The organism is Bythopirellula sp. (genome assembly GCF_041737835.1).
In the GTDB taxonomy this organism is placed as follows: domain Bacteria; phylum Planctomycetota; class Planctomycetia; order Pirellulales; family Lacipirellulaceae; genus Bythopirellula.
In genome coordinates, this window is sequence record NZ_JBGSQY010000020.1 from 1 (window position 1) to 15,062 (window position 15,062).

Sequence of the window (15,062 nt, forward strand, 5' to 3'; positions counted from 1 at the left end):
ATTGCTCGGTCAGGCTTTCGCCCATTGCCGAAGATTCTCGACTGCAGCCACCCGTAGGTGTCTGGGCAGTGTTTCAGTCCCAGTGAGACGGGCCACGCTCTCACGCCCGCTATGCATCGTAGCCTTGGTAGGCCATTACCCTACCAACAAGCTAGTACAAAGCAGTCTCCTCCCAAGGCGGAATCACACCTTTGATCCGGGGATATTATCCGGCATTACCTGCAGTTTCCCGCAGCTATTCCGGGCCTTGGGGTAGATAACTACTCGTTACTCTCCCTTTCGCCGCTTTCCGAGTTTCAAAGCAAGCTTCAAAACTCTTCTCGCTCGACTTGCATGCCTAATCCATGCCGCCAACGTTCATTCTGAGCCAGGATCAAACCCTTCAATTAATGTATACTTAGCTCGCTGTCGCCGTGCGATTCGATGAATCGGGGCTAGGCAAGTTTAAGAGCCTTAATTTTCAGCGTTTGAAAACAACAGTTGCGGGGAATTAATCCGCAGTGTTGCATGTACAATCTTGTGCTGGCAAACAACTCTCGAAGACCTTGCGGTCTTCAGAAATTGAATAGAAGTCACTTACCGAATTGTCAAAGAGCAAAATTACTTTCAAGCTAATAACCGCCTGAAAGGTCTCTCATGGGTTTCCCAGGCGATGCCTGCGATTGCATGTGAGACTCGTGATTCTACCAATCGACTGTTAGCTGTCAACAGGTCACAAAATAACTTTCAAATATTTTTAGCTCGACGCAGAAAGTGCAGCAAAACAAGGGAGTTTTACGACTATGCCGAGTTGAAGGTTGTTTCATCAGCTTATGAATTTATCGAAACAAACCTGACAGCTTAACTTTCGTGAATCGCCAGACTAAGCTGAGTCTCGTTGGCCGATCTTGTCTGTAACGACGCAGTTTCCCGCTAATCGCAATATCAGGATGCAAAAATGGCTTGTCGAGGTGTTCGCGGCGCGACCACGGTTGAGAAAAACGATCGCGAGGAGCTCTTGAAAGCGACTCGCCAGTTGCTGGCGCTGATGTTGCGGCAAAACGGCATCGAAGCGGCGGATGTTGCTAGCGCCATTTTTACCACCACGCCCGACATCGATGCCGAATTCCCGGCTCTGGCAGCTCGGCAATTGGGCCTGTCCGACGTGCCGCTGCTCTGTGGGCACGAGATGGCCGTTCCAGGGAGCTTGCCGCTCTGCGTGAGAATTCTGATCCACTGGAACACCGACAAGCCTCAAACCGAGATTAAGCACGTCTACGAGCGTGAAGCGAAGCGCTTGCGTCCAGATATCCAGTCGCTACCGCCGGTGGACCTCGAGGAACTAGAGACCTGGATTAGAGAAAAAATGAAGTGCGGTAACTAGCGCCAATCTTGTTCCAGGCGGCCTTGCTTTAGGCGGCAGAGTAGATCATATCGCATCTAGGAAGTTCTGCCGGCATTGAAGCTGCAAGTAAACAAAAAAGCGGCCGACAAGAATTTGTCGGCCGCTCTCGTTTATTCGTTTAATTCGCCAGCCACTTTACCTATTACTAACGGCGGCGTTGAGTAGTCATCAAGCTAAGGCACAGCACCGCGAGAGCAATGCTAGTTGGCTCGGGAATATCGTTGGTTTCAACGGTAATTGTCACGCCATCGAAATCCTTCTTTTGGATAAATGCGGTGGTGCCTGTTTGCGATAAAGCAATCAGAGTGTTATCCAAACTTACAGAAACCTTGGTTGCATTGGCTCCGACGGGCAGAAATGGCCCGATGTCGATAAATGCAGAGCCCTGCCAGTCAGTTTGATAGAGGGGACCACTGCCATCTACTGAAAGTAAATAAGTGCCGCCGGAAGGCGTGAAAAGCATCGAGACAGAAGGGATATTAATATCCGCGGGCACGCCGTCGACTTCACTAATTTCCACGAAGATAGTTGCCGACACCGAAGTAAAAGCGTCTCCACTAAATCCTGATAGCGTGGTATCGCCTCTTTCTGTGAAAGCAATGGAACTGACGGCTTTGCCAGGTTTGGCGACAACCATAAATTGCAGATTGGAATCCGTTTGATCAACACCACCATTCGTCGCAGTCGCAGCGAAGCCTTTGGGGTTGAAATCCAAAGAGTCCCCAGAGACGGTGGGCTCGCCGAAGAGACCTCCTAATGGACCGGGTTGAACTAAGGCGGGGTCGGTGGCACTGTCCTCAATCACATCGGCGTAAATCACATTGGTGCCGACAAATGAGCCACGATTGATGGGGGTGGCCGACGCGAAACTGACTTGTAAAACGAGCAAGGCAAAGGCAAACATGCCAAATTTGGCCCCTGGCAAGATCCGGGACACGTTTGCTGTATTCTTCTTCATGATACTTGCTGCACTTTCTGAAGTAGTGTCCTTCGAAACCTCGACATTCCTGTCGAGAATCCTTGATGTATAACTTCTAATTGTAAAGGACCTCACCCACATAGGGTCAAAAGGTCAACTTATGCAAGGCGTCTAGTCACGCTTAATGCCCCGGCAATCAGAAGGCATAGCGAAATTGTTGCTGGCTCGGGAACATTGAACGTATCAATGGTCACACTGATGCCATCAAAGTCTTTTTTCTGAATAAAAGCGGTTGTTCCGGCTTCTGACAAAGCTACTAACGTGTTGTCGAGACTGACACTGATTTTCGTTGCGGTTGCACCAAATGGCACATAGGGGCCTAAGTCAATGAAGACGCTACCGCTAAATCGAATGTGTAGCTTACCCGGACCCGACCCATCCACGCTCAGCTGGTAATCACCAGCCGAAGGAGTGAAAGTCATTGAAGTTCCAGGAACATTAATAGGGCTGATCGCAACACCATTGAGCTCATTAATTTCAACGAAAATAGTGGCTGTCACCGCAGTGAAAGCATCGTTGGTGAAGCCAGCAATTGTGGTATCTCCGGCCTCAGAAAGGCCGAGTCCGCTAATGCCCTTGCCGGGTTTAGCCTCAACCATGAACTGCAAATTGGCATCTGTATGGTCGGTTCCGCCAGCACCTGAAGCAAAAGCCGCAAAATTCTTCGGATTAAAGTCGAGTGAATCGCCAGCAATCGTAGGCTCGCCAAAGAGACCACCAAGAGGGCCAGGAGTGATCAAGGAGGGGTCAGTCGCACTATCTTCAGTGACATCGACGTAGATAACAGTGTCGCCGACAAAAGTGCCACGATTGATCGGAGTAGCAAAGACGGTCCCTACCGTTAGACAGGTAGAGGCTATGCCAAGAGAAAGAAAGAATAAGGGTGAGTATGTGCTGCTTAAAGCCGCAGCGATTTTCCCTAACATTAGCGGACCCCTCTCAAAAGGTGTGCTTATCTAATGCTGATTTTAATGACCGATCGATCGTATACGTTAGACAAGATGCGATCTTGCAGTCACCCCATTACGAAGTAGCAACTGCACCGATAAGTTAGCGAATTCGCAGTTCGGCAGAAAACCGCAGAATCTGCTCCAACTCTCGTGAATGTACCAGCAGTCAATACCGTGTCAATCAACAGGACCGAATTTTCTTTCGAATTTCTCCAGATAACGCTTCTTACCCACCGGAAGGAGGGGGGTGATAGATAAAAATTGCCGATAGGTGGGACAAATCGGGCGCGGGAGGGTCATTCAGCACTTTGCGCACAGCGAAAACCCACATGAGACATGCCCGTGTCCGGCGCCCCTCCGTGGCGAGCACTAGGCCGATACCTCAAGCAATACGACTCGTGGCATAAAAATGACCCACCTTTTTGCACTTTCAGCTTGGCGAACGGTTGTTGAGGATCGTTCGTCTTTTCAGGGCTTTTGGGGTCCACGACCAATTCTGCGGCGGCCAATCGCGGATGCAAATCGCGGTCATACCAATCGTCGCACCACTCCCACACATTGCCCGCCGTGTCGTAGAGACCGAAGCCATTGACCGGAAAAGATTTGACGGGAGCTGTCCTGGCAAAGCCATCGATCTCTGTGTTGTTTTGTGGGAATTCACCTTGCCAGATATTGGCCATGATAAATTTGTCAGTCGGCGGTTTGTTGCCCCAAGTGAAATCTTGTTGTTTAAGCCCGCCCCGCGCGGCGTATTCCCACTCAGCCTCCGTGGGCAACCGCTTTCCCGCCCATTTGGCATAGGCCTCGGCGTCAAACCAAGAAATGTGGACCACGGGATGATCTTCGCGCCCTTTGATCGAACTTCCCGGTCCTTCGGGATGCCGCCAATCGGCACCCTCGACCCATTGCCACCATTGGCTGAAGTCGTCGAGAGGCACTTTAGCTTTGGGAGGTGAGAAAACCATCGAAGCTGCCACCAGCATGTCCTCAGACGGCGGAGGAGTGCCGGGTGGAACTTGGCTCATGATTTCTTCCAGCGTAGGAGCTTTCTCTGCCGTGGTGACGTAGCCGGTTTCTTTCACGAATTTCGCAAACTGCGCGTTTGTAACTTCGGTTTCATCGAGAAAAAAACCGCTCACCCGCACTTTGTGAGCGGGGCGTTCATCGGGCCAGCCGATTTCCGAATTGGTACCCATCTGAAAATCGCCACCAGGAATCCAGACCATTCCCGGAGGTGCTTTCTTAGCTTCTGTTTGCGCGGCGAGCGTCGCTGTTGGGGCGGCTTGTACTAGTTCGTTACGAGAAGCAAAGCCAAACTTATAAACCCCCAGAAAAATTCCCAACAATAGTCCACCTGCGAATAACGCAGCGAAATAGGGGTTTCTGAACGCGGTTGGCTTATCAACGTGATTCATGGACAATCTCGGATTGTAGAAAGCAAAGCTAAGGAAAGCCTGGCGATCGGCAGGCCTAACAGATGAAGCTGATTCGATTCACTTTACCCAACGATTATACGACCCGTCTGGGAGACTGTCTGACCCAGAACGACATAGATTTTCTGCAGTTGGATTTTTCGCGGTGCTCTGAGCAAACAAAGCCTACGTCTAGCATATTTGCTGGTGACTTCAGGTCCTATTGGCGGGATATCCATAAAGCCTTGTATTTAAGCCCAACGCTTCAAGTCGTCACTAACGCCGGTGCAGATCATGTGGTGGCACTCATGGAAGCGTTGGCCGAGTTTCTGGCGGAACATGGCAGTGTCGACATGCCGATTGCTGCGATTCGCGGCAGTAATTTAATAAACTCCCTGGAACAGTTCGTTCCCCCCGACCTTATAAACAATGATCATAATGTTCTTGCGGCCCAGGTCGAAATCGGCGCGGGGCCGATTGCCACGTCACTGGCCGAAGGGGCTCGGATTGTCGTGTGCGGTGACTATGATCCAACCGCTCCGTTTCTCGCAGCAGGCGTTAGCGAAGGGTTTTGCACTTGGGAAGACATTCGCCAACTTGGCCATCTTGCCGCCGCGAGTCAGTTTTCAGAAGTTGTGGCGGAGACGTTTTCCGAACGAACAATCAGAATTGAATCTACTGCAAATAGCCAACTTAGTTTTGTCCAGAAATTAGGAAGAGTTCGACACGCAGATTTAGCTTGTGATTATAGCCATTTGGAACTGACGCCAAGCCGTGGAGGCATGACCATTTCCAATGTCGAAGTTGAGTCGCACTCCGGTGCGTGGAATCTCAGACTGACTGTTGATCGAGGTTATCAGCTCGAAAGCTTGATTTCGACCCATGGTGACCAGCATGCACAACTGTCGCAGTTTTGCGAACAAGAAATATCGTCAGAAAAATTCAGTTTGAAGTCGTATGCATCTACCGATGGATCGGACCCGCATGAATATCTGGAAAAACTTTCCTTCCGAGGGGCAAACATGGCAGAATGCCAGCAAGTCTTATCTGCGATAGAATTCTTCTTGAGCGGGAACGGCTGGGGCGCCATCGTCGAGCCGCGCCCAACTATCGAAATGATTCAGGAAACTCAGTGGCACCCGATACCACGCGATGAAACGACTCTGGCGGTGGAGACCCGCCCGGCACGTGAATGGTTGTGAGACTGCGATGTATATGCAAAGTTCCTTGGTGGAAGTCAAAATTACAGGCGAAGTCGGCACGGTTATTCTCAACCGTCCGGATCATGGCAATGCCCTCGTACGTGTGATGGTCCATCAGTTGACCGAGGCGTTCGACGATCTCTATCGCGAAAAGCGCGTCCGAGCGATCATTCTCACCGGGGCAGGGGAGTCTTTCTGCAGTGGTCCCGATCTCGAAGAAATTAGCGATTCCTCACAACAGCGTGCGGATTGGGCTGATTCCGAAGATCGTTGGGGAGAAGATGCCGCCGACTATCGCGATTTGCTGCTTCGTATGCTGGAACTCACTAAGCCGATCATCGCTGCTGTGAATGGGCCAGCCTTGTCGAGCGGAGTTGGTCTCGTGATGGCGAGCGATATCGTCGTAGCGGCCCCCGAGGCGACATTCGGCCTGCCCGATCCTCGCCGCGGATTGGTGGCTGGCGTTGTTGCTCCGCTCGTTTGCCACAGGCTAAGTGCCGGGCACGCGGCCCGTTTGTTGCTATCGTCTGCAACAATTTCATCACAGGAAGCGGTACGTTTGGGAATTTTTCACGAAGTCGTGGCCTCGGACAAAATCTGGGCTCGTGCAGTCGAAATCGCGCGGGAATGTGCTGAAGGAGCCCCCGAGGCCTTGCAACTCACCAAGCGACTGCTCAACGAAACGATTGGCGAGCAACTCGAAACACAGCTTACCGCGGGAGCCGTGATGCAAGCCACGGCTTTTACCACCGAGGCCGCCCAAGAAGGAATCGCGGCTTTTCTTGCCCAGCGCAAACCCGAATGGAAATAACGTCAATAAGCGGCTTGCTTCCACGTCCCGGGAGCCAATTCCATTTCCGTCCCCGAAGCAAACCCGGGCGGCGCGTTCAAGAAATAGGTCGACTTGTACAGTAGGGTTAACGAACCTTGTGTCGACACGTCGTCTCCCACAATGAGCGAGCCTTCGATTTTGGTTTGTTTATCGGTGACGAGATCATCGGAAATGTAGACGATGCCCGAAATCGTGCTGGGATAATTATCGCTCATGTCCGAATCCGAGCCATTCTGATATGGCGTGTGACTAGGATTGAAATTCACGCCCAAAAGGGATTCTTTTAAGGTGATGTTTTGTTCCCATTTCATGACAACGTCCCCCTCGACCATCAAGGCGGGAAAATTCGTTACAGCCGGCTGCCAAACGATACTTTTCTCAATCTCGATTCCAGCTGATGCATTGAGAAAGACAAGCGTACCTTGGATGCGACAGTCCAGCAGAGTAACTTTGTAGCCATAACAGTTTATGACATAGATCCCCTGAGCATTGGGAATTTTTGAGCCGTAGGGATTATTTGTCGAACTTAAGACGACCTGTTCGATTTTTTGTCCCGGCAACTGCCAGATATTAATTGGGGTGCCGTTGGCGATGTAATACTCAAACACGCTGTCGGGATCCGGCATTTCCAGCGCGGGATTCATGCCGTTCGTTCGTGTGCCGGATACGTTGCCTGAAACTGTTCCCACGGCCTGGGCATTGCCTGTCACGGCAGCACTACCGTTGGTCGCGTTGATATTGCTGTTCGAGCTAATGACCTGATTCGTAGTGATACTTCCTTGTGGAACTATGTCCCCCCCGGCGTGGAGCGATGCTCCCAAACAACTCAATCCTTCGCCGTTGGGTTGCAACATGACCTCGATCACATGCCGTGCATTACCCGCGGTGCCAACGCAGCGAATGGTCACTGTATCTTCATCATCATCGTCGAGGTCGCCGTCGGTATCCGTCAAAGTGAAATCGAAGGATTGGCTGCTCATGCCCGAAAGGCCAAGCGCAGCTGTGAGATTGCCGACAACATTGGTGGCTCCGTTACTGTAGTTTTCTCGCCATTGAGGGTCGCTTTTGATTTTCGCTAGAACGCATTCCACGCCCGAAATGGCTGCAAGACGGGCCCTTGCCATTTCGTCGAGCGCCACCGCTTGCCGCGTTTCCACTCGTGCAACGTGAACCGACGAAATCCCAATCACCGCCACGATGATGGCTACGCCAAGGACCGCGACGTACACGCTCCCCGCTCGGCTTTTTCGCATTGTTGTGAAATTGCGATTCATGCTTATTCTGCGTCGGGGGTATGGTTCAGGAGATTCACACCCATTCGGGAGGGATTTGAATCAGGCCCCAGCTGAAGCTCCGCACCGATCCAAGTCACAGCCGAAGTATCCACAGCGGGGGACTTTTCCAGTACTCCTTCCTGGAAACGGTAACCCACGAGTTGCGTGGCATCACCCGTAGGGGATGTCACGGTCACTGTGATACGCTTGAGTCCCGTGTCGCCCAAGATCCAAACCAGTCCTGTGGATACCTCGATCCATTCGACTTGGGCCTGTGTACGCCAACCGGCGAAAACTGGCCGAATGGTACCACTTTTGGTTCGCAGCCCCACAACATTCAAGCCGTTGTAGTCGTCGACGTCATCAAAGGTGGCTCGATTAGCAGTCGATTCGCCACTTTCCGTGCCGAGAAGGCTGGTTGTGGCCGTGGGATTTTTGTAGGGCATCGCCATGATCTCGGCCATTAGTTCATGGGTTAAACTCATGCCGCGCAGCCGGTCGGCGTTTTGCCGATTCGTATGAAAAACAGCACCCACGGATTCGAGTGCCGCGACCAGCATGGCGCCCGTGACCAGTGTGGCCACGACGACTTCGAGCAAAGTCAATGCACGCCTTGATCGATTGCGTAACAAATTAAGTTGGGGCATTCACTACTCCGTTTGCTCGGGCGCAATGGCAATTGTCACTGAGGTGTATTGCTCGGTGCCCGTGAGTACAAACAGCGAAGTGCCGGAAGTCCCCGGTGTTGACTGCACCATGTAGGCCGCCGCACCCGAACTGCTGCTCAGGGTGGAGCCACTACTCCCGTCCGCTGTAATCACGGTATGGCCTAAAAGTCCGGGCACGTCGGTCAATGCGAAGCGACTACTGTCGAACCCCCCCAGTCGGAGAATCATGGCATTTGGTACGGTTGTCGTGACAGCCGGCGATAGCGGCGTCAAAACTCCTAAGGTTCCACCGACGGAATCGACTGCAAAGCCATGAATTGTGCTATTTGAGTTAGCGTCGTGGCCAGTAAAACGCATGACCCACGAATAAGATTGCCGACTACTGGTCCAGGTGAATGGATAGTTTGATGGTTCGGAACTTGACGCAAGTTTCCACCAGACGCCAAATGTTTGAGCCGCATTTCCCGAAATGTGACTGCCCGGACCTTTGTATATCAAAGTCCAGCCACTGGGCGCATTCAAAGAACTACGTGCTTCTCCATCCAACGAGACGGCCGCAATCAGTAGGTCGCCTTCCAGCGTTCCGGCGGGTTTTGTTACTGCGGCAGTTGTGCCGGATGTTAATTTGCGTTCTTCGAAGCTTTCAAAAACGACATTCGCCGCCACAGGTGCCGACATGGCCTCGGCTTCCATCAACCGTGTGACACCTTCCAGATTGAAGTTTTGAACGTTCGCCGCAATGTTGATGACGCTGCCCGCGTTGTATTGATAGGTGAGCGGATCGCCTGCGGTCCCTGACCACGCATAGCGAATCGTTTCGGGGGCGTTGTCGCCATCGCGATCGGGTACCGTGAACGTCATCGCCTTATCGGTTCGTTCCGTGAATGAGAGTGCCATCCCCACGTCAGCCATCATATCGCGAATGATGGTTGCGGCTTGGGCTGATTGCCGTGCTGGATTGTCCGCGGTCGGAAGGGCCTGACTCGAGATGTACAGCGAACCCGCCAAGCCAGCGACCAAAATGACGCTGGAGGCCATGGCAACGACTAACTCAAGCAGTGTTAAACCGTTTCTGTTCATCAAGCGTTACTACAAAACCGTGGCTTGGCCCAATTCATCGACGTTGAGGGTTTGAGTCAAGTTGCCACAACGCACGACAATCGTTCCGGCGTTCACGGGCCGGCCGTAAATGTCGAAGCTCAAGATTGCCGTGCTATTGAAATTCGCGGAAACCAATTCGCATTCATATTCGGGACTGGCAAGCGAAAACTGGTAGTTCTGCGAACGTCTGTCGACATCATTGATTCCAGTGAGCGTGTAGGAATTCGTCGCGACGTCAAAATTGATCGTTTGTATTGAGCTGTTTTGCTGAGCATAACGACGGGCTTGGCGGATATCGGCGGCGATCCGTTGCGAGATGCCTTGCAGCCGGAAGCTGGACAAGCTTTCTGCATATTTGGGGGCCGCCACTGCCGCCATAATGGCCACGATTAAAAGTACGATCATCAGTTCGATCAACGTAAACGCGTGCCGCACAGATTCTTGATTCGCGAGCCGCCACGATTTGCCAACGTTCGACGGGGACATAAAACTTCCCTCATCGCAAAGTTATTCAGCGGCGCTGCCAGCAAGGCTCAATTGCCAGGCATTCGCAGCGGAGGACTTGCGGCTTGGCAACGGTGGCCGACGATACTCGCCGCGAATCTCCATGATTTCCGGCAGGATACGCAGGAACGCATCGATCAACCGTGAGTCCCATTGAGTTCCCGCGCCATCGCCGAGAATTTCGATGGCTTTCTCGACGGGCATACCTGCACGATAGGGGCGGTCCGAAGTCATCGCATCGAACGAATCCACCACGGCCAACAGCCGACCTTCTAGCGGCGTCTCCTCGCCTTGAAGATTGTCGGGATAGCCTTTGCCATCGTAACGCTCGTGATGATGAAGCACGCCTGGCAGGACATAGGCAAACTGCTCGAGTTCTTGCAGGATCGCCCAGCCCAGATCGGGATGCTGCTGAATCTCGGCAAACTCTTCATCAGTAAGCGGGCCGCATTTTTTCAAAACCGAATCGCTGATACCGATTTTGCCCAAGTCGTGCAGCAGGCCGGTCAGGTAAATTTTTTCGCATTCGTCGTCGGCGAGTCCAATTTCTTGGGCAAGTCGCTTGGCATACAACGCCACTCGTTCACTATGACCACATGTATACGGATCACGCGAATCAACGGCGGAAACAAGCGTTCGCACCACGCTCACGAGCAAATTTTCGCGTTCTTCCAGCAACGCCAAGTTGTTGGCATGGGACGCCAACATCGCCGCGGCGGTACAGAGCAGCGATGCCTCACGGGTGCCTAGTTCGTGTTGGCTTAATTTCCAACCCACCTCGGCACACAGGGCAGCTTGCCGTCCGCTGCGATTGATTGCCAGCAGCCAACCAATCTGGGCAATGGTCGACGAAACCGGCACGATCGCCAGTTCTTTAATGCCAGTCAGGCCATAGCCCAAATCTTCTGGATTGATCGAGTTGCGCACCAACGGTCGGTCACCCATGACTTGCGAAAGATCCCGTGTAAGTGATTCGAGTTGCCAGGGCTCAAACGCAGGGATTTCGCTCGCCGTTTCACTCCATGCGGCTTTGACGTGGGGCTGATCTTCGCGGCCATCAAGGAAGTACAAGTGCTCGACGCCCACGATCTGGCCCAGTAGCGACAGTGTATAATCGGTCAACCGCGTAAGTGCCTGATTGCTTTCTTCAAGCGTCAAGTGCTCGGCCATCGAACGCAAAAAAGTGAGTTCCTCGAAGTCTTCGCTCACCTGCCGCAAGAACGCTGAGTTCTCTTCGCGGAGCCGTCCCAACTCTTCTTCATGCTGGCTAACTTGTTCGTTTTGTTGCAAGGCGTAAAGCAGCACTTTGGGATTATCTGTCTCTACGAGACATGTCAAAGCAAAACTCTGGCGGCGATTCAAATCGCGTTTGGGAATGACTATGAGATAGTGACCGGAGTCTGTTTCTTCGATCGACGGTTGTTGCGACTTCCAGGCATTTTCAAGAATCTCGTTTTCAAGAACCGCCTCATACTTCGATGAATCGTCGTCAGTTAACAACTCCCACGAACCATCCACGCGAGCCCACACATCGAATTGGATTTCGAGCGTATTCTCTAACTCCACGATGCTTTTTACGCGGCGGAATTGTTCCACGTCGGGATTGGCTAAGGGAGTCGTCATCTTCGCTTCCTCAATCATTTCAATACATGAGCACGCTCACCCAACCCATGTGGCAAAAGCACATCAGTCGTTTGACGTGACTACTGAGAAGAATAGCTTAGTAAACAGTCCTTGCGGTATTTCCGGTCCCTGCCAGACGGTGGGTAGGGTCTGTGAGTGATGTAGCGGATAGTTGGCTTTGTGATTCGGAAAACCGTATGCATCATGTATCGTTCGCAAGCTATCTATTTTCTAGTCCGTCAAGTTTTTCGTTGTAAGAATCTTGAAAAACGGAACTCTTTGTTGAGAGCGAGCTACCATTTTTAAGGAATGCTCAATATCGATATCGTCTCTACTACTTTGTAAGAGGGCTGCAAAATGTCTCGACGCCGTAATGGTTTCACTTTGATCGAACTTGTTGTCGTGATTTTGATTCTCGGCATTCTGGCTGGCGTGGGAGCTCCCAAGCTGTTCTCCACGTCGGGCTTGGCTACCGAAAATGGCACGCGGCAAACGCTGTCCATCGTGCGTGACGGAATCGAGCTGTATGCCGCCGACAATGGCGGTCAATTTCCCGCCTGCACGGGCGACGGCACGGGAGCGGGTAATTTTCACGAATTTATGAGTGATTACGTTCGTGGGGATTTTCCAGACAGCCCTGTTGGCTCACAAGACAACTTGGTGAAGCCATCGAGTGCTGATCCTTTGGTGCCAGATGGAACAACTGGTTGGATGTACAACCCAACCACGGGCGAATTCATCAGCAATAGTACAGATGCAACTCCTTCTGGTTCCGGTCAATACAGCGATCTATAAGAAACGCTCGCAGTTTGAATCGAAAGAATTGACCACCTAAGAATCGGCAACACATGGCAAAGAAAGCGCTAATCGTCGACGATAACCTGGCCTTGGCCAGAGTGACACAGTTCGCCCTGGACCGGGCGGGCTTTGAAACTCAAACCGCCAGGAACGGACGATTAGCGCTCGAAGCCGCCCAGTTGATGCAGTTCGACGTGGTCGTGACCGACCAACAAATGCCGGAACTGACGGGTATCGAGTTGTGTAGTGAATTGCGTAAGCTGCCCGGCTATCAGGATTGTCCGATCATTTTGTTGACGGCCAAGGGATTGGAATTAGAGCTCCCGCGCTTGCGCGAGGAGCTGGGAATCAGCGGCGTGTTTTCCAAGCCCTTTAGCCCCGCGGCGGTGGTCCGCGCGGTTGAGGACTTGCTCAACACGTACGTCTAACTCGAGGGCTTTGACAGCTCTTGATATTGGATCTTTGGCAAAGCCCTAGGCATTCACCGACCGTGTTTCCAACGCAGACCAATCATGTTTTTTCGCCGTCCCAATCTGGGTTTGCCCCGCAGAGTGGTTGCCTACTATCTGCTATTCTGCGTTATTGCAGTGGCATGGCTTTCGGTAGGTGTGCTCGTCACGTCTCACAGCGTTCTTAACACGCGGGGCGTTAATTCCAGCTTATCTCGTCTGGGGAAGCTCACTGCCGCGCTCGAAGTCGAATACATTCGCGGTGGTTTGACCAACTTGCAGTCGTTGGTCTCGCAGGCGAAGTCCGAATTTCGTGCCCATTATTGTTCGATTGAGTCCCCCACAGGCAAATTCCTTGCCCATAGCAATCCCCAGTTCATTGGGCAAAAAGTTCAAGAACATGAAGGCAGCCATCTCCGTTGGGGGAGCATCACCGGGGTGCGATTTACTGACGAAGCTGGCAAGACGCATCAAGAGTATCGCGTAACCCTTATGGCTCACGGGCAGCCGTTCGGTTCGCTCAGAGTCGCCGTGTCGGAACCAAGTCTTTGGTGCACTTTTAGCGAGGTCGCTCGCTTGGCGCCGATCGCTATTCTGATTCCGCTCGCGGTCGTCGCTCTGGGTGCGGTCGTGCTTGGCCGTGTCACATCACCGATTTCGGAAATCAGCAAGCAAATCCAACATCTGGCTGAATTACCACAGGAAGCCAGCGTCGAGCTCACAACAGTTCCCGTGCATGACACGTTCTCATTAGGCTGGAATCGCATTGTCGAAGCGTTGGCTCGTCTCCAAGAAAACCCGGAGAACCAATCGCTCGAACAACGTCTCCAGGCGGCGACCTCCTCGCGTCGCGAAAGTCAGCACGCCGACATCTTGCAAAATCTGCCGGAAGGCGTGGCGGTCACCGATATGGAAGGCCGCATAACTTTCGTAAATCGCGCGGTGGCCTCGTTGCTGGGCGAAACCGTTCCCGAGGGAACCGAAATGCAAAAGTGGTTGTGCCCCAGCGACGACACGACCGAAGCCGCGCCGCTGCTTGATCCGCAGTTGGCCTCGCGACCAGCGGTGTGCGAATTGCACCGTCATGGTGAGCATGCCGACCGCGTGCTGCGTGTCTCTAGGCAGCCGGTCAAGAATCCTCGCATTCAAGGTCAGGTGTGGTGCCTGCGTGATATCACACAGCAAAAGCTCGCCGAAAAGATGCGCGATCAGTTCATCGACACGGCCACACACGAGCTGCGCACACCGTTGTCGAATATCAAGGCTTACGCCGAGACAATGGTCACCTGCGACGAGATCGACGTTGAAGAACAAAAAGAGTTCTGCAACATCATCAACAGCGAAGTGACTCGACTGGCACGCTTTGTCGACGATCTGCTCAGCATCAGCAGCATGGAAATGGGTTCGTTGAGCATCGACAAGCAAAAGGTCGAAACCGCACGATTGCTGGAAGAAGTGCTCGAAAAAGTCGATCCCGTGATGCAGCAAAAGAGCATCACCTTCACGGCCGAACTGCCGGAGAAGATGCCAGAGGTGCGGCTGGACAAGGACAAGTTCATCGCCGTGCTTGTGAACCTGTTGGGTAACGCCGCCAAGTACACCCCCAACGGCGGCCGCGTGACTTTGCGCGTCAAACTCGACAATTCCCTCATGCAAGTCGACGTGGAAGACACGGGTGTCGGGATTGCTCCCGAGGAAGTATCTAAAGTCTTCGAGAAATTTTTCCGCAGCAGTGATCCGCGCGTACAAAACGAAACGGGCACCGGTTTGGGATTGTCGCTCGCTTGCGAAGTCGTACGGATGCACGGCGGTGAGATCACCGTCGAGAGCATTCTCAATCAAGGCAGCACCTTTACGATCACAATTCCGGTGGAGTGATAAGCATC

At 52.7% G+C, this 15,062-nt stretch carries 14 protein-coding genes and 1 rRNA gene; 6 read left to right on the forward strand and 9 right to left on the reverse strand.

The window, feature by feature from the left end; all coding sequences use genetic code 11:
- Window positions 1–389: ribosomal RNA gene (locus AC6T8Q_RS04350) — 16S ribosomal RNA — on the reverse strand; the annotation flags it as partial.
- 548 nt (window positions 390–937) lie between these two features.
- Between AC6T8Q_RS04350 and aroH the strand changes: the two genes are divergently transcribed.
- Entirely contained in the window at window positions 938–1,363 is a 426-nt protein-coding gene (aroH, locus tag AC6T8Q_RS04355; protein ID WP_500677916.1) for a chorismate mutase, read from the forward strand.
- A gap of 166 nt (window positions 1,364–1,529) precedes the next feature.
- Here the strand turns inward: aroH and AC6T8Q_RS04360 are convergent, their stop codons facing one another.
- The 3 genes from AC6T8Q_RS04360 to AC6T8Q_RS04370 all read right to left on the reverse strand — a co-directional run bounded on the left by AC6T8Q_RS04360 (window position 1,530) and on the right by AC6T8Q_RS04370 (window position 4,728).
- Window positions 1,530–2,342 (reverse strand): hypothetical protein, encoded by an 813-nt coding sequence (locus AC6T8Q_RS04360; RefSeq protein ID WP_500677917.1) that lies wholly within the window; start codon window positions 2,340–2,342, stop codon window positions 1,530–1,532.
- Window positions 2,343–2,461: 119 nt separating this feature from the next.
- Window positions 2,462–3,289, reverse strand: coding sequence for a hypothetical protein (locus tag AC6T8Q_RS04365; RefSeq protein ID WP_500677918.1), 828 nt, complete (start codon window positions 3,287–3,289; stop codon window positions 2,462–2,464).
- 320 nt (window positions 3,290–3,609) lie between these two features.
- Window positions 3,610–4,728: a formylglycine-generating enzyme family protein gene (locus tag AC6T8Q_RS04370; protein ID WP_500677919.1), complete on the reverse strand. Its 1,119-nt coding sequence runs from the start codon at window positions 4,726–4,728 to the stop codon at window positions 3,610–3,612.
- A 62-nt stretch (window positions 4,729–4,790) separates the two neighbouring features.
- Here AC6T8Q_RS04370 and AC6T8Q_RS04375 point away from each other — a divergent pair, with 62 nt between their 5' ends.
- Both AC6T8Q_RS04375 and AC6T8Q_RS04380 read left to right on the forward strand, forming a co-directional pair.
- Window positions 4,791–5,927, forward strand: coding sequence for an acyclic terpene utilization AtuA family protein (locus tag AC6T8Q_RS04375; RefSeq protein WP_500677920.1), 1,137 nt, complete (start codon window positions 4,791–4,793; stop codon window positions 5,925–5,927).
- A 7-nt stretch (window positions 5,928–5,934) separates the two neighbouring features.
- On the forward strand, window positions 5,935–6,738 hold the full coding sequence (locus AC6T8Q_RS04380) for an enoyl-CoA hydratase/isomerase family protein (protein ID WP_500677921.1): 804 nt from the start codon (window positions 5,935–5,937) through the stop codon (window positions 6,736–6,738).
- 2 nt (window positions 6,739–6,740) lie between these two features.
- Here the strand turns inward: AC6T8Q_RS04380 and AC6T8Q_RS04385 are convergent, their stop codons facing one another.
- Genes AC6T8Q_RS04385 through AC6T8Q_RS04405 form a run of 5 tightly spaced genes read right to left on the reverse strand, consistent with a single transcriptional unit; the run spans window position 6,741 to window position 11,929 of the window.
- Window positions 6,741–8,012, reverse strand: coding sequence for a hypothetical protein (locus tag AC6T8Q_RS04385; RefSeq protein WP_500677922.1), 1,272 nt, complete (start codon window positions 8,010–8,012; stop codon window positions 6,741–6,743).
- Between the two features lie 23 nt (window positions 8,013–8,035).
- Entirely contained in the window at window positions 8,036–8,680 is a 645-nt protein-coding gene (locus AC6T8Q_RS04390) for a type IV pilus modification PilV family protein (RefSeq protein WP_500677923.1), read from the reverse strand.
- A 3-nt stretch (window positions 8,681–8,683) separates the two neighbouring features.
- Window positions 8,684–9,739 carry a hypothetical protein gene (locus AC6T8Q_RS04395; RefSeq protein ID WP_500677924.1) on the reverse strand — a complete coding sequence of 352 codons (1,056 nt, stop codon included), beginning with the start codon at window positions 9,737–9,739 and terminating at the stop codon, window positions 8,684–8,686.
- A 51-nt stretch (window positions 9,740–9,790) separates the two neighbouring features.
- The gene (locus AC6T8Q_RS04400; RefSeq protein ID WP_500677925.1) at window positions 9,791–10,288 is read right to left on the reverse strand and encodes a pilus assembly FimT family protein; all 498 of its coding nucleotides are present in this window, start codon (window positions 10,286–10,288) and stop codon (window positions 9,791–9,793) included.
- 21 nt (window positions 10,289–10,309) lie between these two features.
- Window positions 10,310–11,929 carry an HD-GYP domain-containing protein gene (locus AC6T8Q_RS04405; RefSeq protein WP_500677926.1) on the reverse strand — a complete coding sequence of 540 codons (1,620 nt, stop codon included), beginning with the start codon at window positions 11,927–11,929 and terminating at the stop codon, window positions 10,310–10,312.
- Between the two features lie 357 nt (window positions 11,930–12,286).
- On the opposite strand from AC6T8Q_RS04405, the gene AC6T8Q_RS04410 reads away from it, so the two are divergent.
- From AC6T8Q_RS04410 to AC6T8Q_RS04420, 3 genes are all read left to right on the forward strand, one after another.
- Window positions 12,287–12,724 carry a type II secretion system protein gene (locus tag AC6T8Q_RS04410; protein WP_496919325.1) on the forward strand — a complete coding sequence of 146 codons (438 nt, stop codon included), beginning with the start codon at window positions 12,287–12,289 and terminating at the stop codon, window positions 12,722–12,724.
- A gap of 53 nt (window positions 12,725–12,777) precedes the next feature.
- Window positions 12,778–13,155 (forward strand): response regulator, encoded by a 378-nt coding sequence (locus AC6T8Q_RS04415; protein ID WP_496919326.1) that lies wholly within the window; start codon window positions 12,778–12,780, stop codon window positions 13,153–13,155.
- A gap of 84 nt (window positions 13,156–13,239) precedes the next feature.
- A complete protein-coding gene (locus AC6T8Q_RS04420; protein WP_500677927.1) occupies window positions 13,240–15,054 on the forward strand; it encodes a PAS domain-containing sensor histidine kinase in 1,815 nt (604 codons plus the stop codon).
- Window positions 15,055–15,062: the final 8 nt, after the last annotated feature.